Origin of the sequence: Janthinobacterium sp. EB271-G4-3-2 (genome assembly GCF_020858035.1) — a bacterium.
Lineage (GTDB): Bacteria > Pseudomonadota > Gammaproteobacteria > Burkholderiales > Burkholderiaceae_D > Janthinobacterium > Janthinobacterium aestuarii.
On record NZ_JACYMG010000003.1, the window covers coordinates 152,253 to 171,863 of the forward strand.

A 19,611-nucleotide genomic window follows, 5' to 3' on the forward strand; every position below is an offset into this window, starting at 1 on the left:
TGAGACGGGCAAGCCGTGGGAGCGTGCCCGTCAGGGTTGGTCTAGTGCCGCTTGCAACTCCAGCAAATCATAGGGCTTGCGCAGGACGCTGGCGGAAAAGCCCAGCTCATCCATCGATTCCTTGCCATAACCCGTGGAAAAAATGATGCGCATGTCCGGTTTATCGCGCAGCACCATGCGCGCCAGCGCGATGCCGGACATGCCGGGCAGGCTGACATCCGTAAACAGGATATCGAAGTCTTGCTCGTTGAGCAATTTCCACGCCGCCTCGCCATCGGACACGCCGCTGACCGTGTGGCCCAGCATGCCCACCAGTTCACACACCATCAGCTGCGAATCGAGATTGTCTTCCACCACGAGTATTTTCATCGATGTCGGCATGTCCCCCTGCGGTTCAGGCGCATGCCCCGTCAAGTCCAGCCCCGGCGTGCCGCCTGTCAGCACGCTGGCCGCCAGGCCGCCACCCGCCTGAGTGCCGGCCACCGGTGCGCCGGATCGTTCAAACTGGCGCGCGCGCATTTGCTGCTGGCGGTTGGCCAGCACATGGCGCAGCTTGCGCGCCAGCTCTTCGCGCCGGTACGGTTTGCTGAGCAATTCCACTCCCGCGTCGAGTCGGCCTTCGTGCACGATGACATCCTGCGCGTAGCCCGACGTAAACAAGACGGCGATATCGGGCTGCAATTCGCGCGCCTGGCGCGCCATCTCCGTGCTGCTGACGGGACCGGGCATGATCACGTCCGTAAACAGCAAATCGATCTGCGCGCCGCTGTGCAGCACGGCCAGCGCGCTTTCGCCATCCTCGGCCTTGAGCACCTTGTAGCCGAGCGCGCCCAGCATGTCGACGACGGTCGTGCGCACGCCCACGTCGTCTTCCACCACGAGCACCGTTTCCGTGCCGCCCGTGACGACGCCGCTCAATTCCAGTTCCTCGTCCGCTTCGGCCATCAGGGAACGGGGCAAATAGATTTTGACTCCCGTGCCCACGCCAGGTTCACTGTAAATGCGGATATGGCCGCGGCTTTGCGTGACAAAGCCGTACGCCATCGACAAACCCAGGCCCGTGCCCGCGCCTTCCGGCTTGGTGGTGAAGAACGGTTCGAACGCGCGCTGCAGCACGGAGCCGCTCATGCCGCGGCCCGTATCGGTCACCGACAACATCACGTACTGGCCGGCCGGCACGTCGACCAGGTTGTGCACATACTGTTCATCGAGCACGACGTTGCCCAGCTCGATGGTCAGCTTGCCCACGCCATCCATGGCGTCGCGCGCATTGATGGCCAGGTTCAGGATGACGTTCTCGATCTGGCCGCGGTCGACCAGGGTATTCCACAGCCCGCCGCCGCCCACCAGCACGATGTCGATCGCTTCGCCCAAGGCGCGCCGCAGCAGCGCATCCATGTTGCGCACCACGCGGGCCAGGTCGGCCACCACGGGTTTCAACGGTTGGCGCCGCGCAAACGCCAGCAGGTGCGACGACAGCTTGGCGCCCCGCTCGACGGCGGCAATCGCCGTGTCCAGGCGCTGGCGCATGAGGCCATCCGTGCTCGCCAGGTGCTGCAGCAAATGCAAATTGCCGGAAATGATTTGCAGCACATTATTGAAGTCGTGCGCGATGCCGCCCGTCAGCTGGCCCACGGCTTCCATCTTCTGCGCCTGGCGCAAGGCGTCCTCGGCCTTGGTGCGCTCACCGACTTCCTGTTCGACCCGGTGCTCGAGCGTTTCGTTCAATTCATGCAGCGCTTTTTCCACGCGGCGCCGGTCCGTGATATCCGTCTTGACGGCGATCAAGGAACGCGTCTGTCCCTGTTCATCGACCAGGCGGCTGACACTACTCGACACCCACACCTGCGAGCCATCGGGCTTCAGATAGCGCTTTTCCAGCGAGAACGATTCGCCCGTTTCCACCAGGCGCTGGAACAGCACGCTGTTGCCGGGCACGTCCGCCGGATGCATGATGTCGTTCATGTTCAGGCTCAACAGCTCTTCGGCCGAGCGGCCCAGCATGCGGCACAGGGCGCCGTTAACCCTCTGGAAACTGCCATCGAGACCCAGCTCGGACAAACCCACCGAGGCCTGGCCGAAAATGGCCGCCATGCGCTCCTGGCTGGCGTTCAGTTCATCCTCGATCTGGCGCCGCTCGGTCACGTCGAACGACACGCCCACATAGCGGCGCTGGCCAGGCATGCGGCCAGCCATCACCTCGCCCTGGCGCGCGATCCAGCGCAGCGCGCCATCGGCCGGGCGGCGGATGCGGTACTCCACGTACTCGAGGGGATTGGGCGCCACGTCCAGCTTGCTCGGCCCGACCTTCTCGTGGTCGCGCACATCGACCAGGCTCACCAGCAAGCGCTCCGTTACGTCTTCCTCGTCGGCAATGCCCCACAGCCTGCGGAAGGTGGGCGACACCAGCATCGCGCCCGTCTCGGGGAACCATTCGAAGGTGCCGATGCCGCCCGCCTGCTGGGCCAGGCGCAAGCGCTCCTCGCCTTCCATGCGTTCCGTGACGTCGATGCCTTCGACGAGGATGCCCGTGACCGCGCCCTCGTCATCCTTGATGGGCTGGTAGACGAAGTCGATCTGGCGCTGGCCCGTCTGCCCGTCCGCCGTCTGCAAATCCACCTTCACCTGGCGTCCCTCGTACGGTTCGCCCGTGCGGTAGACCTGGTCGAGCAGTTCGATGAATCCTTGCTCCTTGACTTCAGGCAAGGCCGCTTCGACTGTCTTGCCCAGCAGATCGCGATGACCGACCAGGCGCAGATAATGTTCATTCGCCAGCTCGAACACGTGCCGCGGCCCGCGCAGCAGGGCCATGAAGCTGGGCGCCTGCTGGAACAGGGCGCGCAGCAGCGCGCGTTCCTCGCCCAGGCGGCGGTTGGCCGCGCGCACGGCCTCGCTTTCGGCCTGCAATATGGTGTTGAGTTCGCCCAGTTCGGCCGTGGCCAGCTTCAGCTGGCGCCCCTCTTCCATGCGCGCCGTCAATTCCAGCGCCGTGCACAGCACGCCATCGACCTGGCCGTCGGCGCCATGCACGGGCGTGTAATACAGGTCGAAACAGACATCCGCGCGCTGGCCGTCGCGCAACAGCGGCAAACAGCACTCGCGGTGCACCTGGGTCTCGCCGCGCAGTCCCGTTTCGAGGATGCGCGCGTTCCAGTCCCGGATTTCGTGCCAGATGGCCGGCACCGTGCCGCCCAGCGCCGCCGGATGGCGCGCCCCGGCGATCTGGATGTAATCGTCGTTGTAAATCATCACGTGCTGCGGGCCCCACATCAGCACCATCGCCATCGGCGAATTGAGCACGATGTCGACGCTGGTGCGCAAATGGGCGGGCCAGCCATCGAGGGGGCCCAGGCTGGTGGCGGACCAGTCGCGCTGGCGCACCAGCTCGCCCATATTGCCGCCGCCGCGCGGCCAGGTTGGCGCGCTCATGTGGCCATGTCCGCTTGCACGCGCACCTGGCACTGGCGCGGGATGCGCACGGTCGCCAGCGTGCCCTGCGCCGCCGTCGAGCTGATCTCGACCGTGCCGCCATGGGCCTTGACGAACATGTTGACCGTGTACAGGCCCAGTCCCAGGCCCTGCCCCGTCCTGCGCTTCTCGCCCGCCTGCTGGAATGGCTCGAACAGGGTCGGCAGCAAGGCGGCCGGGATGACGCCGCGATTGGCGATGCGCAATTCAATGCTGTCGGCGTCGCGTCCGTCGAGGGCCAGTTGCACGGGCGTGCCCGGCTCGCCATGCGTGATGGCATTGTTTAACAGATTCGAGATGACTTGCGACAGCAGGCCCGCATCGCATTGCCCGTGTAGATTACCCACGCTGCTGACCTCGACAAGGGGGGCCTGGCCGGCCGTCTCGCACTCCTCGACGATGGCGCGCGCCAGCGCCAGGTAGTCGTGCGTGCTGCTGCGCAATTCCATCGTGCCGGAACGGATGCGCGCCAGGTCCAGCAGCTGGTCGACCATGCGTCCCATGCGCTTGGCGCTGCTTTCGATACGCTGCGCCGTGACGATCACCTTCGGGTGGTCGCTCATCATCGGCAACAGCATGGCGCCGTTCATCACCACCGACAAGGGCGTGCGCAAGTCGTGGCCCAGCACGGCCGTGAACAGTTCATTGAGGTGCAAGGCATGCTTGAGCTCGTCGAGCTGGGCCGACAATTCGCGTTTCTGCTGGTACAGCTGGACCAGCACGGCCACCTTGCTTTGCAAGGCTTTCACGTCGATGGGCTTGTAGAGGAAATCGACGGCGCCCGCCTCGTAGCCGCGGAAGCTGTAGCTCGGTTCGCGCGACGCCGCCGTCAGGAAGATCAGGGGAATGCCGCGCGTGCGCTCGCTGCCGCGTATCAGCTCGGCCAGCTCGAAACCGTCCATGTGCGGCATTTGCACGTCGATCAGGGCCAGCGCCACTTCATGCGTCAACAGCAATTCCAGCGCTTGCGCGCCCGAGCTTGCCTTCAGGATGACAATACCGGGCCGTGCCAGCACGGCTTCGGCGGCGACCAGGTTTTGCGCGATGTCGTCAACGACGAGGATATGGATAGGTGCGGTCACGGAATCATCTTCAGGCATCGCAACGGCAAGATGCCATCGTGTTTCGATATGAACATCAACATTGTTTCAATTCTCACATATATTACACGCACTACACCACTCCCATTCACTTGTGTTCGCCATCGCCGAGCAATGCCAGGCTGGCGGCCATTTGCGGCAAATCGAGCACGCGGTCGGCGCCGGCCAGCTTGAGCGCGGCCGCCGGCATGATGCCACAACTGGCCCGCTGCGGGTCTTGCACCCAGGCACTGCCGCCCAGCTGCCGCACGCGGGCCAGGCCCGCCGCACCGTCGGCCGAGGCGCCCGTCAGGATAATGGCCAGCATGGCGCGCCGGTAAGCGTACGCGGCCGTTTCCAGCAAGACATCGATCGACGGGCGCGAAAAATACACGGGCGCTTCCTGCGACAGGGAAAAACAGCCATCGGGCTCGACTTGCAGGTGGTAGTCGGGCGGGGCGAAATACACAGTGCCCGCCTGCAACGGTTCCTTGTCCTGCGCTTCGCGCAAGGGCAGCTGGCAACGTTCCGCGTACAGCTGCGGCAACTGGCTCGAGCGGCCCGGCGCCAGGTGCAGCACCACCACCACGGCCGCGCGGCAGGTGGCGGGCAAGGCGCGCAGCACGATGCCCAGCGCTTCCACGCCGCCGGCCGAGGCGCCGATGGCGATCAGGCGCAGGCCGGCGGGCGGCGGCGCGACGTCGCAGCTTGGCAGCATGTCAGGCACGCTGGAAGATGCGTTCGGCCGGGCTCAGCTCGTTGAAGCTGTCCGCATGGCGGCTGAAATGCAGGCTTTCCTTCATGCCCAGCCCCAGGAAGCCCCGGTTCACCAGCGCTTCATGGAACAGGCCGAGGCTGCGGTCTTGCAAATCTTTGTTGAAGTAAATCATGACGTTACGGCAGGAAACCATGTGCACCTCCGAAAACACGCTGTCCGTCGCCAGGCTGTGGTCGGCAAAGACGAACTGGCGCCGCAAGCGCCGGTCAAAGATGGCGCCCTTGTAGGCGGCCGTGTAATAGTCGGACAACGAGCGCTTGCCGCCCGCCAGCTGGTAATTCTCGCTGAACTGGGCGATGCGTTCGATGGGATAAATGCCCGCTTCGGCAGCGGCCAGCGCTTCCACATTGATGTCGGTCGCATAAATCATGCTGCGCTCAAGCAAGCCTTCCTCTTCCAGCAAGATGGCCAGCGACCAGACCTCTTCGCCGCTGCTGCAGCCGGCCACCCAGATCTTGATCGAGGGATAGGTATGCAGGATGGGCACGACTTTTTCGCGCAAGGCGCGGAAGTAGGCGGGATCGCGGAACATCTCGCTCACTTGCACCGTGAAAAACTGCAGCATCTGCGCGAACATGGCGGGCTCGTGCAAGATGCGGTCCTGCAATTGCGACAGGCTGGCGCAGCCGAAGCGCTCCATGGCCTGGCGCATGCGCCGGCGCAGGGACGCCACGGAATAATCGCGGAAATCGTGCTGATAGCGCAGCAGTATTCCCTCAAGCAATAACTTCAGTTCTATATCGAAAATATCGTCATCTAACAACATCCACCTCATCGGATACCTGACCGTTGAACAGCGTGCAAAGCGCAGCGCGCAGTCACTGCCAAATGCTAGCAGATCGCAGGCGATTATCCTGCAGAGAAAGTTTCAGTTAGGTACGCTGGCGTACACTCGCGCGTTTTTTTCAGGCATCCACGCCCTTCATGCCTTCCTCCGTATAGCGCGCGCCCGCCGCGATGCCCAAGGGAAAGGCGGCATTCATCGCCGCCAGTTCCGTCCCGTCCAGCCGCACGGCCAGCGCGCCGAGGTTGTCGTGCAAATACGCGATGCGCTTGGTGCCGGGAATGGGGATGATGTCGTCGCCTTGCGCCAGCAGCCAGGCCAGCGCCAGCTGGGCCGGCGTGCAGCCTTTTGCGCGCGCGATGTCCCTGACCTGCGCGACGATGGCCTGGTTGCGCGCCAGGTTATCGGCGGCAAAACGGGGGTTGAACTGGCGAAAGTCGCCCGCATCGAGACTGCTCGCATCGGCAATGGCACCCGTCAAAAATCCCCGGCCCAACGGACTGTAGGCAAAGAAGCTGGCGCCCACGTCGCGGCAGGCGGCCAGCACGCCCTGCTCCGGTTCGCGCGTCCACAGCGAGTATTCGCTCTGCACGGCGGCCACGGGGCAGAGCGCTGATGCGCGCCGCAAGGTGGCGGCGCTCACTTCGCACAAGCCCACGGCGCGGATCTTGCCCTCTTGCCGCAGTTGCGCCAGCGCGTCCATCGATTCCTCCAGTGGCGTTTCGAGGTTCAGGCGGTGCAGGTAGAACAGGTCGATGCGCTCCACGCCCAGGCGCGCCAGCGACGCTTCGCACGCCTGGCGGATGTAGGCGGGGGAATTGTCGACGCGGCGCGCATAACTGCCCGCCTCGCGCGCCAGGCCGCACTTGGTGGCGACCATGGCCTGGCCGCGATGGCTGGCCAAAAAGCGCCCCAGCAATTGTTCGTTGTGGCCGAAACCGTAGGCGTCGGCCGTGTCGAACAGGGTCACGCCCGCCGCCAGGGCCGCTTCCAGCGTGGACAAGGATTGCGCCTCGTCCGTGGCGCCATAGAATTCCGACATGCCCATGCAGCCCAGGCCCAATGCCGAACTGCTCAAACCGCTATTGCCGATGCGTCGCTGTTGCATGCTGCTCTCCTCAGTTGTTGACTCGATGCCGCCAGTCTGGACCGCGCCGGCTGGCAAGGGAATACCCGATTTCGTGATACCTTTCTGGTATGAGAGCCCTCGATACCCACGCCTTGACCCTGTTTTGCGCCGTCGCCCGCTGCCTGAACTTTCGCCAGGCGGCGGAGCAATTGCACATGACCCAGCCGCCATTGTCGCGCGCCATCAAGGCGCTGGAAGACAAGCTGGGCGCACGCCTGTTCGAACGCGACACGCAAGGCGTGGCCTTGACGCAAGCGGGCCTTACCCTGCTGCCGCAGGCGCTGCACATCCTCGATTTGCTGGAGACGGCACAGCAATCGCTGCGGCAAGACAGCGCACCCGCGCGCCTGCGCCTGGGCTTGACCAGTTCCGTGGCGGCCGGCCTGTTCCGTCCATTGCTGGCGGCGCTGGAGGAGCAACTGGGCAATGTCCGCCTGGAATTGACGGCGGCCCCGTCGCCGCGCCTGGTCGCCGCCGTGCGCAAGGGGCAGCTCGATGCGGCCCTGCTTGCCTTGCCCAGCGCCACGTTCGAGCTGGCCGTGCAGCCGCTGGCGCGCCAGCCCATGATGCTGGCCCTGCCCGCCGGGCACCGGCTGGCGAAGAAGCGCAAGCTCAGCCTGCTTGATATCGCCCAGGAATCCGTCTACTGGTTCGAGCGGGCACGCCAGCCCGCCTTCTTCGACCATTGTCAGCAAGTATTTCGCCGGCATGATTTCGCGCCGCATTTCCTGCGCGAAGCACCCGACCATCATGTGCTGCTCGGCGACGTGGCCGCAGGCAAGGGCATGGCGCTGCTGGCAGACTCGTTCCGCGCGCTGCGCATGGACGGCGTGGCCTATCGGCCATTGGCGGAAGGCGAGGAATTGGCGGCCGGCATCGGCCTGGCCTGGCAAGCCGACCACGGTCATGCGGCACTGTCCCTGCTGCGCCAGCTGGCGCAGGAATATCTGAAACAATGACGGCCGCGCGCGCATGCGCAAGACGCGCTACCATGTCGCCTTCCCCATTTTCGAGCGCCACCACGACCATGACGTTTACCATCAGCGACGCCGCCTACGGCACCGACACCCCCGCCGCCAAACAAGCCATGTATGCGGACTTGCGCTCGCAGCTGCAAGGCTTGCTGTCGGGCGAGACCGACTTCATCGCCAATACGGCCAACTTCAGTTCGCTGGTCTTCAACACCATGCCGGGCCTCAACTGGGCCGGCTTTTATTTCCTCAAGGGTGATGAACTGGTGCTGGGACCGTTCCAGGGCAAGCCGGCCTGCATCCGCATCAAGAAAGGGCGCGGCGTGTGCGGCACCACGGTGGTCGAAGGCAAGTCCATCGTCGTGCACGATGTGCATGCGTTTCCCGGCCACATCGCCTGCGACGTCAATTCCCGCTCGGAACTGGTGGTGCCCGTGTTTGCGAATGGCCAGATCATCGGCGTGTTCGACCTCGACAGCCCGTTGATTGGCCGTTTCGACGACGTCGACGCGCAAGGCGTCGAATCCTTGGTGCGCGTGCTGGAAGCGGCTATCGTTGCTGCATAACTAGTTGCCCGTCTTGACGGCGATGAATTCGCCCTTGCCGACCGTCGCCAGGCACGTCGTGTAGCGGCTGTCGGCGCGGATGGCTTCGATGAAGCCGGCCATGTCCGCGTAGTGCGAACTGGCGTTGTCGACCACCAGCACGCCGCCAGCCGCCAGCGCGCGGTCCAGCTGCGGCCACCATTGCGCGTATTGCTGGCGCGCGGAATCGAGAAAGATGAAATCGTAGGCGCCGTCCGCCGCATCGCGCAGCACGTCGCCCGCGTCCGCCAGCAATTGCCCGATCACGCCCTGCAATTGCGCGCGCACGAAGTTGTCGTGCGCCATGTCGAACTTGTCCCGCGCCTTTTCCACCGTCACGACGCTGCCGCCCAGCGCCTGCACGGCGCGCGCCAGCCACAGGGTGGAATAGCCATTCGAGGTGCCGATTTCCAGCACCCGCCGGGCGCCGCGCGCGTGCACCATCACGGCCAGCAATTCGCCCGTATCGCGCGTGATGTTGAGCATGCGGCTGGCGCGCGCCGTGTGCGCCGCATCGTTGCTGTTGCCGAATGCTTCAAGTTCACTCAACAGGGTATCAATATCCGGCATGATGGCTCCTTGTTCAAAACACCAGCATAGCAAAAAAACTAGGCGCTGGCGCGGCGCAGCGGACGTTTCAGATACTGCACCATCGCCACGCCCAGCAGGGTCACGCCGCCGCCGATCACATCATAGCTGTGCAAGGTTTCGCCGAGGAACAGCATGGCGATGATCACCGTGAACACGGGCAGCAAATTCATCAAGGTCGTCGCGCGGCTCGGTCCCAGCTTGGCCAGGCCATGCATCCACAAAAACGGCGCGATGATGGAGGCGGGAATGCCCGCGAACAGCACCAGCGGCAAGCCGGCACCGGTGACGGGCGGCGCGGACTGGCTCAGGTAATACACGAACAGCACGGGCACGGCGCACCAGACCTGGATCAGCAGCGAATGCCAGTTATTCAGGGGAATTTTCCAGCGCTTGAGCAGCACGCCATAGCCCGCATACGACAGACAGGCCAGCAGCATCAGGGCGTCGCCCACGGCCGCGCCATGGGCGAGCAGGGCGGCCGGGTCGCCATGGCTGAGCAAGTAGGCCAGTCCCAGCAGCGACACGAGGCCGCCAAACACGCCGCCCACGGTGGGCGCCTCTCCCAGCAGCAGAACGGACAGGCCCACGGCCAGCAGCGGCATCATCGATGCCAGGATGCCCATATTGGTGGCCGTCGTCGTTTGCGCGGCGATGTAGGCGAGGCACTGGTACATGACCATGCCCAACATGCCCAGCACAAACAGTTTGCCCAGATACGGTCGCACCCCGGCCCGCAGCTTCCATACGGGACGGGCAAACACGAGCGCCAGCAGCACGCCGGCCAGCAGCCAGCGGTAGAACGAGATGGCGGCCGGATCGATCACGCCGACGGCCATCTTGCTGACGATGGTATTGATGGCCCAGATCAGCACGGCGATCACGGGTAACAGATAGTGCTTCACTTGCATGCGGCGTACTCCAGTATTCAAGACCGCCATTTTCGCATGGTCCGATTCCATGGATATAATGCATAGCGGACAAACGATGCGAAGAACAGGACAAAGACACCATGGCCAGCAACCAGCATTTCCCCGCCGTTTCCGACGCCCTGCCCTATCCCGTGTATTTCCGCCTCGACGATTACCGCGCGCACCAGCAATTCGATTACCAGAGCCATCCGTGGGGACAGCTCACGTATTGCTCCACGGGCGTGATGGAAATCATGGTCGCGGGCCAGCGCTACCTGTCGCCGCCCCAGTACGCCGTGTGGATACCGCCCGAGACCTTGCACGACGGCTATATCCGCCAGGATGTCGTGTTTCACTCGGCCTACATCGACGCCAGCCTGTGCGCGCAGTTGCCGGCCCGGCCGTGCGCGCTGGTCCTGAGCCCCCTGCTCAAAGCCATCCTCGGCGACTTTGCCGAGCGCAACGTCACCACGCCGGCCACCGAAGCAGACCAGCGTCTGGCGCAGGTGCTGGTCGACCAGCTGCGGCTGGCGCCGTGCAGCCGCAACTACCTGCCCGGCAGCGACGAGCCCGTCATTGCGGCGCTGCTGGCGGCCCTGCAGGCGGAGCCCGGCAGTAACCACTCACTGGCCGAGTGGGCCGCGCAATTACATGTCACCGAACGCACCCTGGCGCGCCGCTGCCAGCGCGAACTGGGCATGCCGTTCGGCGAATGGCGACAGCGCCAGCGCTTCCTGGCCGCCCTGCCCCTGCTGGAACGGGGCGACACCGTGCAGGCGATCGCGCTGGAACTGGGCTACAGCACGGCTTCCGCTTTCATCGCCATGTTTCGCCGGCAAAGCGGCGGCACGCCGGACCAGTTCCGCCGCGGCCTGCGCTGAAAAAGCGGAGCGGCGCTATCCGCCTTGTCATATGGGGATGCTAAAATTCAAACATCTTTCCAGAGAGCAAAAGGACGCGCATGAACCCCAGCACCGAGACGGCCACCGATACCCAAGGCAACGAGGACATGCCCCAGGCATCAGCAACGTCCGTGACGGCGCCAGCGCCCATCAAGCTCGACAAGGAAGAGATACCGACGGTGCTGGGCAAGCTGCGCACCCTGGTGCAGGACAAGACGCGTTTCGAGCCGCACGACATCACGCCGCTGGACGAGGAAGACGTGCTGCAGGAATTCTCGCTGCAAGCGAACTACGCGCTCGAGGCGCGCTTCGAGCAGCGTGTCATCAATGGCTATTTCACGCCGGCGGGCAATGACTGCCGCTGTGGCTCGCACGAGGTGGGAGCGCTCGCTCACGCGCAGGAGAAGGAACGGCTGCGCCGCGCGGCGGGCAAGCTCGACAATGCCTTGCGCCAGCCAGGCCAGGCCTACAACGGCGTCGAGGCGGGCGTCTACCTGCCGCACGCCGTCAAGTACTGGCACCTCGATACCTGCGGCAACTGTACCGGCCGCGGCCGCATCAACTGCCACACCTGCCACGGCGCGACGACGGAAACGTGCTGGAACTGCCAAGGCGGGCGCACCGTCAGCTGCGACGCGTATGGCTGCTACGGCAGCGGCAAGGTGTCGTGCTCGTATTGCAGCGGCAGCGGCACCGTGTCCGAGCAAGTCACCGATTACATCACGGTGCAAGTGCCCACTACCACCTACAGCAACGGCAGCTCGCACACCAGCTACCACAGCGAAACGCGGCCACAGTACCGCACCGAGTACCGCTCTTGCTACCATTGCAGCTACGGCAAGGTCAGCTGCAACACTTGCCACGGTTCAGGCAGCATCAATTGCGGCACCTGCCGCGCCAGCGGCAAGGTCACGTGCCGCACCTGTAGCGGCGTGGGCGACCTGCGCTGCAACCCGTGCGACGGCTCCGGCAAGGTGGGCAAGGCGGCCTGGGTCGACGTGCATGTGACGCCCGGCTACAGCGTCAGCCTGCCCAAGCAAGCACCCGACGACGCGCGCCGCATCCGCGACAAGGAGAGCGTGCACTCACTGGCAGCCATTGCCGGCAGCCTGGCACTGGCGAAAGTGAGCATTTACAATGAAGACCAGCCGCAGGAGGTCGACGCCCTGTATGCGGCCAAGCTGCGCATCGTGCGCCTCGAGGCATCGTGCAACGCGGAAAAGCACCACCTGGTGGCGTACGGCACGGACTTGCGCTGGCTGACCCTGGACGACATCGTGGAAAAGCTGCTGCGCGGCGACCTCAAGGCGCTCAGCGACGCGCTGGCCGGCAGCGCCGACGACGGCCTGTTCTCGGCCCACGTGCAAGGTTTGTTGACGCCGCTGCGCGACGTGGCCGCCTCGGAACTGAATGCGGACGTGATCGAGTCCGTCCTCAGCGGCAACGCGCACCATGCCCATGTCGATGTCGTCTCCGCCGACTATGCCAACAATGTGCGCACCTGCGTGCTCGGCGCCCTGCGCCAGGTCTACACGCGGCTGGCCAAGCAATTCTGGTGGAAAAGCGCACTGGCCGCCCTGGCCGCCGCCATCGCCACCTGGTTCTTCGCCGGACGCGGGGCGGCCGCCATCGCCGGCCTGCTCGTCACGGGCGCCGGCTACTGGCTGTTCAACCGCAAGGTAAAAAACGTGCTGAGCGAAGCGCTGGGCGGCGAGCGGCAAGCCGAACGGGCCATGAGCATCGCCGGCAAGGGACGCCGCAACCAGCTGGCGCAAGTGCTGATCCTCGCGCCCGCCAGCGTGGCCGTGCTGGCCGCCAGCTATGGCTTGCCGGTGCGCGTGCGCCCGGCCGCTCCACCGCCGCAAACGGCCATGGCGTCAGCGCCCGTCGCGCCCCATGCGCCAGTCCCAGTGCCGCCAGATGCGAGTAGCGCCAAAGCCGTCAAGCTGTACGAAAATGGCGACAAGGCGCAGGCGCTGGCCATGCTGGAAAGCCTGGTCGGCAAGGGCGACGCCGGCGCGTATGGCCTGTATGGCTGGATGCTGCTGATGGGCGAAGGCAAGCCCGGCCCCGCCACCGCGCCGACGGCGCAGCAGCGCGAAGCGCGCCAGGTGGCCGCCAAGCCCCTGATCGGCAAGGGCCTCGTGAAGAACGACAGCTATGCGCTGGCGGCGAAAGGCGTGATGCTGGCCGAAGGCTGGCAGGAACCGCGCAACATGGCGCGCGGCCTCGACCTGCTGAAACAGGCCGCGAACAAGGGCAATGCGCAAGCCATGCACTTATTGGGCCTGTACCACGTGCGCGGCTACCAGATTCCCGTCAACCACAAGGAAGCGCGCAAATGGTTCACCCTCGCCGCCGACAAGGGCAGCGCGGGCGACATCTACAATCTGGGCCTGATGGACTGGGAAGGCGCGGGCTTGAAACGCCCCGACCGCGCCAGCGCCATGCAGCGCTGGAAGATCGCGGCCGCCATGGGCGAGGAGCGCGCGATCAAGGCGGTGGCGCAAGGAAAACCTTAAGGAGCACCTGAGAAAAAGCCCATGGCGTTGTTGCGTTGCCTGGCCGTACGTTCGTACTGCCTGCGGCAACGCGCCTAGCCCTGAGCATTTTTCAGGCGCTCCAGCAGAGCGGCGGAAAAAGTCGCCGCTTTTTGATTTTTACACCGCCGCCAGCGCCTGCAAGGCCATCGGATTCGGCGTCGGCTCACCGATTTTCGTCAGCAGGTTGCGGTCCGTGTGGTGGAACGGTTCGTCCTTGCCGCGGATCAGCATGACCGTGTCTTCATCGTAGCCCCACGTGCCGTCGGCGTGGATATCGACCTTGATCCGGTATTCGACGGTGGTGAACGCGTGTTCGAGGAAGGGGTTCGAGCAGATGCCGTACGCCGTCGAATCGCGCTTGGCCACCAGCTCGAAACTGGTGGCGTCCGCCGTCGTCGTGCCGGACGCCATGGCGATCTGGCCGCGCGGGATGGCCAGGGTCTGGATCACGGCGCCCGTGGCCGGCTCCCACAGCCAGTAGCCCACCTGCTCATGGTACGTTTTGACTTGATCCGGCTTGGTGATGTGGATGTAGTAGCGCAAGCCGTAGAACAGTTGCGGGCCGTTGGTGACGGGGTCGATCGGCTGCAGTTCGATGCGCTCGACGAAGGCCTGCTTGCGCGGGCCATCGGCTTTCGGCTTGACGTCCAGGCCGCGCGTGCCCGTCCAGATGCCGGCCATGCCAGTCAAGGGGCCCAGGTTGTTCAGGGTGTGCACGTCGGCGGACGGCTCGGTGTAGATATCTTCGGGAAAATCGCTCATGCGGAAGTCTTCAAAATGGGGCAACAGTGCTTGCCGCCATTGTAAGACGCGCGCCCGCCGGCGGCAAAGCGCCAGCCGTCAGGGAAACTGCGTAGTGTGGCGCTCGATGAACAGCAGGGCCGCGGCGGCCAGCGCGGGGCGCTGCGCTTCGAACACCGTTTCGTCGCGCGTTTGCAGCAGATTGGCAGCCGCCTCGGGCAGTTCCAGTGCGCCGGTGATGAACGCCGCCACCGCGTCGATATTCGCGTACAGGGCGCTGTCGTAGCCTTCCCAGTCCACATAGGCCAGCCATTCGGCCAGCATCACCATGCCGGCGACGGGCGGCGCCAGGGCCGCGATGCGCTCCGCGCGCAGCACGCTGTCGCTGCCGATGCCTTCCTGCTGCAGCACCGCCAGCGCCACGTGCTGCAGCGCGTCTTCCGGATCGCGCCGGTACTTGTTCAGCAGACGCTGCGTCAGCGTATAACGTTCGGCGTCGATACCGCGCAGGGCGGCCGCCACGTCGTCGTCATGCAGCGCCAGGTGACGCGCCGCGCAAGCGACATCCACGCCGGCTTTCGCGGCGACGATATCGGTGAGCTGCTGCCGGCGCGCGTCATCCATGCTTACACCAGCGGCTCGGTCGAACCGGTCAGGGTAAAGATTTCAAAGCCCGTTTCCGTGACGGCCAGCGAGTGCTCGAACTGCGCCGACAGCGAGCGGTCTTTCGTCACCGTCGTCCATTTATCGGGCAAGACCTTGACCTGGTAGCTGCCCACGTTGAGCATCGGTTCGATCGTGAAGATCATGCCCGGTTCCAGCACGATGCCCGTGCCGGCGCGGCCGTAATGCAGCACTTGCGGCGTGTCGTGGAAGACCTGGCCCACGCCATGGCCGCAGAAGTCGCGCACGGAGGAAAAGCCCTGCGCCTTGGCTACCGCTTCGATGGCGGCGCCCACGTCGCCGAGGGTCGCTCCGGGGCGCACGGTGTGGATGCCGGCCATCATGGCGTCATACGCCGTGTTGACGAGGCGGTTGGCCAGGATGGAGACGGCGCCCACCTTGAAGGTGCGGCTGGTGTCGCCGAACCAGCCGTTGAACTTCGGCGTCACGTCGATGTTGAGGATGTCGCCCACTTTGAGGATCTTGGTTTCCGACGGGATGCCGTGCGTGACCACGTGATTGACGGAGATGCAGCTGGCGTGCTTGTAGCCGTGGTAGTCGATGGTGCCGGGGATGGCGCCGGCCGCGCGCATGAATTCTTCGCACAGGGCGTCGAGTCTGGCCGTCGAGACGCCCGGCTTGACGAAAGGCGCGATGTAGTCGAGCGTGTCGGCGGCGATGCGGCCGGCCGCGCGCATGCCGAGGAAACCTTCTTCGTCGTGCAGCGGGATTTTCTTGCCGTGTTCAAGCTGGGTGGAATAGCGCATGGGGATTCTTTTCTTTGTTAGTGTGAGGTGGTATGGGCGGCCCAGCCGCGCACGGCGTCGTGCGAAGCGCGCAGCATGGCGTCGACGCTGGCCGGTATCGGCCGCTCCTGGGTCAGGTAAGGCTTGACGACGGCCACGGGCGCATCGATCAGCACGAATTTGAGCAGCATGTGATCGAGGTCCAGCTCCGCGGTGGCGGGCATGGCTTCGGCGCAGCGGACAAAGCAGGCGTCGAGCGCGGCCTGCTCCTCTTCCACGGCGGCCAGCAATTCCTCGCTGAGGCCACTGTTGAAATCGGGGCTGTCCGCGCATTGCAGCAGGAAGCGCGCATATACGGGCTTGCGCCGGCACCAGTCCAGCAAGCCGTGCACGCCGGCCCACGTGTCGCCGCCGAGCCAGCGGCTGGCCACTTCCTCGCGGAAGTCGCTCTTCACGCGCAGCCAGGCGCGCGCCAGGATGGCGTTGCGCGAATCGAAGCGGTGATACACGGAGCCGATGGGTGCGCCGGCCTTGACGGCGATGGCGGCCATCGAGACGGCACCCACGCCGCACTGGGCGGCGACGGCGATCGCGCTGTCGATGAAGTTGTTTTCGTTGAATTTGGCTAGTCTGACCATTCAAATAGAATACAGATTCTATTTGAATTCGTCAAGCGCCTCCGACATGCGCCGACATGAGTTGCCTTGCTGCCTTACAATGGTATGCACGAACCGCCACAAGGAGAATCCGCTTGCTTACGCCCCCCTTCATCGCCTCCTCCCGCTTCGACGATCCACGCCTGGCGTTGGAACAGGTGCAAGCCATTTACCGCAGCAGCATCGAACACTTGCGCGATGCGCTGCAGCGCTTTGTCGCCGGCGAAGACATGCACGAGCGGGTGCGCGCCTGCTACCCCTTCGTGCGCATCCAGACGGACACCGTGGCGCGCGCCGACTCGCCGCTGGCCTACGGTTTTGTCGCCGGTCCCGGCGTGTTTGAAACCACTTTGACGCGTCCCGACCTGTTCGGCGATTACTACCTGGACCAGTTCACCCTGCTGCTGAAAAACCATAACAGCGGCCAGAAGGTGCACCTGGAAGTGGGCGTGAGCGCACAGCCCATCCCCGTGCATTTCTCGTTCGCCGAACATGACCATATCGAAGGCAATATGGATGCGGGCCGCCGCCTGGCCATGCGCGACCTGTTCGACCTGCCCGACCTGTCGGCCATGGACGACGGCATCGCCAACGGCACGCACGAACCGGCGCACGGCGAAGCGCAGCCGCTGTCGCTGTTCACGGGCCCGCGCGTCGATTATTCGCTGCAGCGCCTGCGCCATTACAGCGGCACGTCGCCGCAGCACTTCCAGAACTTCGTCCTGTTTACCAATTACCAGTTCTACATCGACGAATTCATCCGCCTGGGCCACGCCATGATGGACCGCGCGCCCGATGCGCAAGCGCCCTCGGACGACGACGGCTACGTCGCCTTTGTCGAACCGGGCAACGTGGTCACGCGCCGGGTCGGCCAGACGGTCGAAAGCGAGGATGCGCTGGGCGCCGCCCCGCCGCGCCTGCCGCAGATGCCCGCCTACCACCTGCTGCGCGCGGACGGCAGCGGCATCACCATGGTCAATATCGGTGTCGGTCCGGCCAATGCGAAGACCATCACCGACCATATCGCCGTGCTGCGCCCGCACGCCTGGCTGATGCTCGGCCATTGCGCCGGCTTGCGCACCACGCAAAGCCTGGGCGACTACGTGCTGGCGCACGCGTATGTGCGCGAAGACCACGTGCTCGACGAAGACTTGCCGCTGTGGGTGCCGATCCCGCCGCTGGCGGAAATCCAGCAGGCGCTGCAAACGGCAGTGGCGGAAATCACCCAGCTGACGGGGCATGACTTGAAACACATCATGCGCACGGGAACCGTGGCCAGCACGGACAACCGCAACTGGGAATTGCTGCCGCAGCGCACGCCGGAGCGTCGTTTCAGCCAGAGCCGCGCCATCGCGCTGGATATGGAAAGCGCGACGATCGCCGCCAACGGCTTCCGTTTCCGCGTCCCCTACGGCACCCTGCTGTGCGTGAGCGACAAGCCGCTGCACGGCGAAATCAAGCTGCCCGGCATGGCCAACCACTTCTACCGCGAACGGGTCGACCAGCATCTGCGCATCGGCATCCGCGCCGTGGAACTGCTGCGCCGCCAGGGCGTGGACCGGCTGCACAGCCGCAAATTGCGCAGCTTTGCGGAAGTGGCGTTTCAGTAACTGTCAGCACCACCCCTCATCCGGTTCGCATCATGACTAGGCATGGTGCGATCCGGGAGCAGCTTCACTCAGATACGGTCACGGAATGTTACAGTCGGTTCCGTATCTTCCACCGCACTTCTTGTCCCAAATCCACTGCAAATCGTCTTGCTCCTGCAAATCGACAGAAAATGAAATGGCTGGCGAGGTCAGCGTCAACTTCACGATATTAGCGGTAGCGGACCACTTGGTCTCATCAGTCAAATCAGACAAGATGACGCCCTTGTCTATCTGCATGGTGATTTTACTATTCGCCAGCAAATAAGCCAGATTATCCTGAACGTATTGACCGATAGGAAAACTTCCTCCGCCGGGCAGGGATACCGATTTATCTCGCGGTATCAGATTATTGAGTGCCGTCAGATAATTCTGATCGCGCTTGAAAAATGGGGTCGCGACACCGGCGATGGTCTGATTCAAGCCAGCGACGATGGCATCATCGATCTTGGAGCTACCAAGATTTACAATATAGTCTCCGATCACTGGCAATATCCATCCAAGATTGGAGTCGCAATCGGTCGACGACGAAGGATTTCCTGAAACTCCCATGCCTGGCAATATCTGGCCCGAGCCTTGCGGAGATCCCATCTGTGCATTGATGGTGAAATTATCGATGGCTGCACTATTAGTGCAGCGAAAACTGATGCCATATTTCTTGCCTGAATACCCCATCAGAGTTTGATAGCGTGGTGCTTGCACTGTAATACCAACAGTACCATCTGCCGCAGGTGCCAGCGTAAACAGCAAGCTGCCTGTCACTTTCCCGGAGTAGAACTGCACACCATTATTCGTCGCCTGCTGCTTCAGAAATGTATTCAGCGTTTTTTCCAAGCTATAGGGACCATTGATAATCTGATCCGCAAATCTGGTTACCGGCCCTTGGTCTATCCGATTCTCTGAATAGGCGACACTGCCACCTGCATAATGGACAGTGGCGATGTACGTCACGGCCGTTACCCGTGGCACCCACGCAGCATGCGCACTGCCGGCAATTAACAGGCAAGATAACAAAGCATATTTCTTCATTCAATTTCCTCAATGTGAAAAATTCATGAATTCAGGTCGCAAGTCGAATTTCTCATGGCCATACAGTCTCCGATAGCAACAAGAGCGGCTTGCACTACATCGCCTGACAGGATAAGTAGCACGAAATTTTAATGAATTAACATCTAATTCAAAAATAGAAATGTATCATGAAAATAAACTCTTTCCCTTTCTCAAACATCCTATTTAATGAAATTTCAATGAACGACCAATTTCCGCACTAGACAACTCAAAAAATAAAAAGCCGAGTTCTGCACAAGCAGCCCCGGCCCCATTATTTCGAGAAAGTAGAATAAAGGAATTTTAGCGCATCAAGAAGTTTGTCGTTTACAGTATGCACGCCTTGACTAGCACGAACAAATCATGCACTGCAAT

General features: G+C 63.5%; 17 protein-coding genes. 5 read left to right on the forward strand and 12 right to left on the reverse strand.

Annotated features, from left to right (window positions below; genetic code table 11):
• Positions 1-30 precede the first annotated feature (30 nt).
• From IGS55_RS08540 to IGS55_RS08560, 5 genes are all read right to left on the reverse strand, one after another.
• Entirely contained in the window at positions 31-3,429 is a 3,399-nt protein-coding gene (locus IGS55_RS08540) for a hybrid sensor histidine kinase/response regulator (protein WP_230517371.1), read from the reverse strand.
• A complete protein-coding gene (locus IGS55_RS08545; protein ID WP_230517372.1) occupies positions 3,426-4,550 on the reverse strand; it encodes a hybrid sensor histidine kinase/response regulator in 1,125 nt (374 codons plus the stop codon). Before IGS55_RS08545 ends, IGS55_RS08540 begins: the two co-directional genes overlap by 4 nt.
• Positions 4,551-4,656: 106 nt before the next feature.
• Complete coding sequence (locus IGS55_RS08550; protein WP_230517373.1) at positions 4,657-5,265, reverse strand: chemotaxis protein CheB; 609 nt, start codon at positions 5,263-5,265, stop codon at positions 4,657-4,659.
• Between the two features lies 1 nt (position 5,266).
• Positions 5,267-6,091 carry a CheR family methyltransferase gene (locus tag IGS55_RS08555; protein WP_200873008.1) on the reverse strand — a complete coding sequence of 275 codons (825 nt, stop codon included), beginning with the start codon at positions 6,089-6,091 and terminating at the stop codon, positions 5,267-5,269.
• Between the two features lie 139 nt (positions 6,092-6,230).
• Entirely contained in the window at positions 6,231-7,217 is a 987-nt protein-coding gene (locus IGS55_RS08560; RefSeq protein WP_230517374.1) for an aldo/keto reductase, read from the reverse strand.
• A gap of 89 nt (positions 7,218-7,306) precedes the next feature.
• On the opposite strand from IGS55_RS08560, the gene IGS55_RS08565 reads away from it, so the two are divergent.
• Together IGS55_RS08565 and IGS55_RS08570 are read left to right on the forward strand one after the other, a co-directional pair.
• Positions 7,307-8,197, forward strand: coding sequence for a LysR family transcriptional regulator (locus IGS55_RS08565; RefSeq protein WP_230517375.1), 891 nt, complete (start codon positions 7,307-7,309; stop codon positions 8,195-8,197).
• 68 nt (positions 8,198-8,265) lie between these two features.
• The gene (locus IGS55_RS08570) at positions 8,266-8,775 is read left to right on the forward strand and encodes a GAF domain-containing protein (protein ID WP_329958141.1); all 510 of its coding nucleotides are present in this window, start codon (positions 8,266-8,268) and stop codon (positions 8,773-8,775) included.
• On the opposite strand, the gene IGS55_RS08575 is transcribed toward IGS55_RS08570, so the two are convergent.
• Both IGS55_RS08575 and IGS55_RS08580 read right to left on the reverse strand, forming a co-directional pair.
• Positions 8,776-9,363 carry an O-methyltransferase gene (locus tag IGS55_RS08575; protein WP_230517376.1) on the reverse strand — a complete coding sequence of 196 codons (588 nt, stop codon included), beginning with the start codon at positions 9,361-9,363 and terminating at the stop codon, positions 8,776-8,778.
• 38 nt (positions 9,364-9,401) lie between these two features.
• Positions 9,402-10,292 (reverse strand): DMT family transporter, encoded by an 891-nt coding sequence (locus IGS55_RS08580; protein ID WP_230517377.1) that lies wholly within the window; start codon positions 10,290-10,292, stop codon positions 9,402-9,404.
• A gap of 101 nt (positions 10,293-10,393) precedes the next feature.
• On the opposite strand from IGS55_RS08580, the gene IGS55_RS08585 reads away from it, so the two are divergent.
• Complete coding sequence (locus tag IGS55_RS08585) at positions 10,394-11,173, forward strand: AraC family transcriptional regulator (protein WP_230517378.1); 780 nt, start codon at positions 10,394-10,396, stop codon at positions 11,171-11,173.
• Positions 11,174-11,253: 80 nt separating this feature from the next.
• Complete coding sequence (locus IGS55_RS08590) at positions 11,254-13,716, forward strand: tetratricopeptide repeat protein (RefSeq protein WP_230517379.1); 2,463 nt, start codon at positions 11,254-11,256, stop codon at positions 13,714-13,716.
• Positions 13,717-13,854: 138 nt separating this feature from the next.
• On the opposite strand, the gene IGS55_RS08595 is transcribed toward IGS55_RS08590, so the two are convergent.
• The 4 genes from IGS55_RS08595 to IGS55_RS08610 all read right to left on the reverse strand — a co-directional run bounded on the left by IGS55_RS08595 (position 13,855) and on the right by IGS55_RS08610 (position 16,525).
• A complete protein-coding gene (locus tag IGS55_RS08595; protein WP_034783389.1) occupies positions 13,855-14,499 on the reverse strand; it encodes an FABP family protein in 645 nt (214 codons plus the stop codon).
• A gap of 78 nt (positions 14,500-14,577) precedes the next feature.
• Positions 14,578-15,102, reverse strand: a complete 525-nt coding sequence (locus tag IGS55_RS08600) for a hypothetical protein (RefSeq protein WP_230517380.1) — start codon at positions 15,100-15,102, stop codon at positions 14,578-14,580.
• 2 nt (positions 15,103-15,104) lie between these two features.
• Positions 15,105-15,908: a type I methionyl aminopeptidase gene (gene map / locus IGS55_RS08605; protein ID WP_230517381.1), complete on the reverse strand. Its 804-nt coding sequence runs from the start codon at positions 15,906-15,908 to the stop codon at positions 15,105-15,107.
• A gap of 17 nt (positions 15,909-15,925) precedes the next feature.
• Positions 15,926-16,525 carry a TetR/AcrR family transcriptional regulator gene (locus IGS55_RS08610; protein WP_034750636.1) on the reverse strand — a complete coding sequence of 200 codons (600 nt, stop codon included), beginning with the start codon at positions 16,523-16,525 and terminating at the stop codon, positions 15,926-15,928.
• Positions 16,526-16,638: 113 nt separating this feature from the next.
• On the opposite strand from IGS55_RS08610, the gene IGS55_RS08615 reads away from it, so the two are divergent.
• Positions 16,639-18,153 (forward strand): AMP nucleosidase, encoded by a 1,515-nt coding sequence (locus IGS55_RS08615; protein WP_152281250.1) that lies wholly within the window; start codon positions 16,639-16,641, stop codon positions 18,151-18,153.
• Positions 18,154-18,231: 78 nt separating this feature from the next.
• Here the strand turns inward: IGS55_RS08615 and IGS55_RS08620 are convergent, their stop codons facing one another.
• On the reverse strand, positions 18,232-19,218 hold the full coding sequence (locus IGS55_RS08620) for a hypothetical protein (protein WP_230517382.1): 987 nt from the start codon (positions 19,216-19,218) through the stop codon (positions 18,232-18,234).
• Positions 19,219-19,611 lie beyond the last annotated feature (393 nt).

Bases quoted from the DNA above. Each gene is read 5' to 3' on its own strand.
- IGS55_RS08540 (WP_230517371.1), bottom strand. From the start codon at position 3,429: ATGAGCGCGCCAACCTGGCCGCGCGGCGGCGGCAATATGGGCGAGCTG.
- IGS55_RS08550 (WP_230517373.1), bottom strand. From the start codon at position 5,265: ATGCTGCCAAGCTGCGACGTCGCGCCGCCGCCCGCCGGCCTGCGCCTG.
- IGS55_RS08555 (WP_200873008.1), bottom strand. From the start codon at position 6,091: ATGTTGTTAGATGACGATATTTTCGATATAGAACTGAAGTTATTGCTT.
- IGS55_RS08560 (WP_230517374.1), bottom strand. From the start codon at position 7,217: ATGCAACAGCGACGCATCGGCAATAGCGGTTTGAGCAGTTCGGCATTG.
- IGS55_RS08565 (WP_230517375.1), top strand. From the start codon at position 7,307: ATGAGAGCCCTCGATACCCACGCCTTGACCCTGTTTTGCGCCGTCGCC.
- IGS55_RS08570 (WP_329958141.1), top strand. From the start codon at position 8,266: ATGACGTTTACCATCAGCGACGCCGCCTACGGCACCGACACCCCCGCC.
- IGS55_RS08575 (WP_230517376.1), bottom strand. From the start codon at position 9,363: ATGCCGGATATTGATACCCTGTTGAGTGAACTTGAAGCATTCGGCAAC.
- IGS55_RS08580 (WP_230517377.1), bottom strand. From the start codon at position 10,292: ATGCAAGTGAAGCACTATCTGTTACCCGTGATCGCCGTGCTGATCTGG.
- IGS55_RS08585 (WP_230517378.1), top strand. From the start codon at position 10,394: ATGGCCAGCAACCAGCATTTCCCCGCCGTTTCCGACGCCCTGCCCTAT.
- IGS55_RS08590 (WP_230517379.1), top strand. From the start codon at position 11,254: ATGAACCCCAGCACCGAGACGGCCACCGATACCCAAGGCAACGAGGAC.
- IGS55_RS08595 (WP_034783389.1), bottom strand. From the start codon at position 14,499: ATGAGCGATTTTCCCGAAGATATCTACACCGAGCCGTCCGCCGACGTG.
- IGS55_RS08600 (WP_230517380.1), bottom strand. From the start codon at position 15,102: ATGGATGACGCGCGCCGGCAGCAGCTCACCGATATCGTCGCCGCGAAA.
- map (WP_230517381.1), bottom strand. From the start codon at position 15,908: ATGCGCTATTCCACCCAGCTTGAACACGGCAAGAAAATCCCGCTGCAC.
- IGS55_RS08610 (WP_034750636.1), bottom strand. From the start codon at position 16,525: ATGGTCAGACTAGCCAAATTCAACGAAAACAACTTCATCGACAGCGCG.
- IGS55_RS08620 (WP_230517382.1), bottom strand. From the start codon at position 19,218: ATGAAGAAATATGCTTTGTTATCTTGCCTGTTAATTGCCGGCAGTGCG.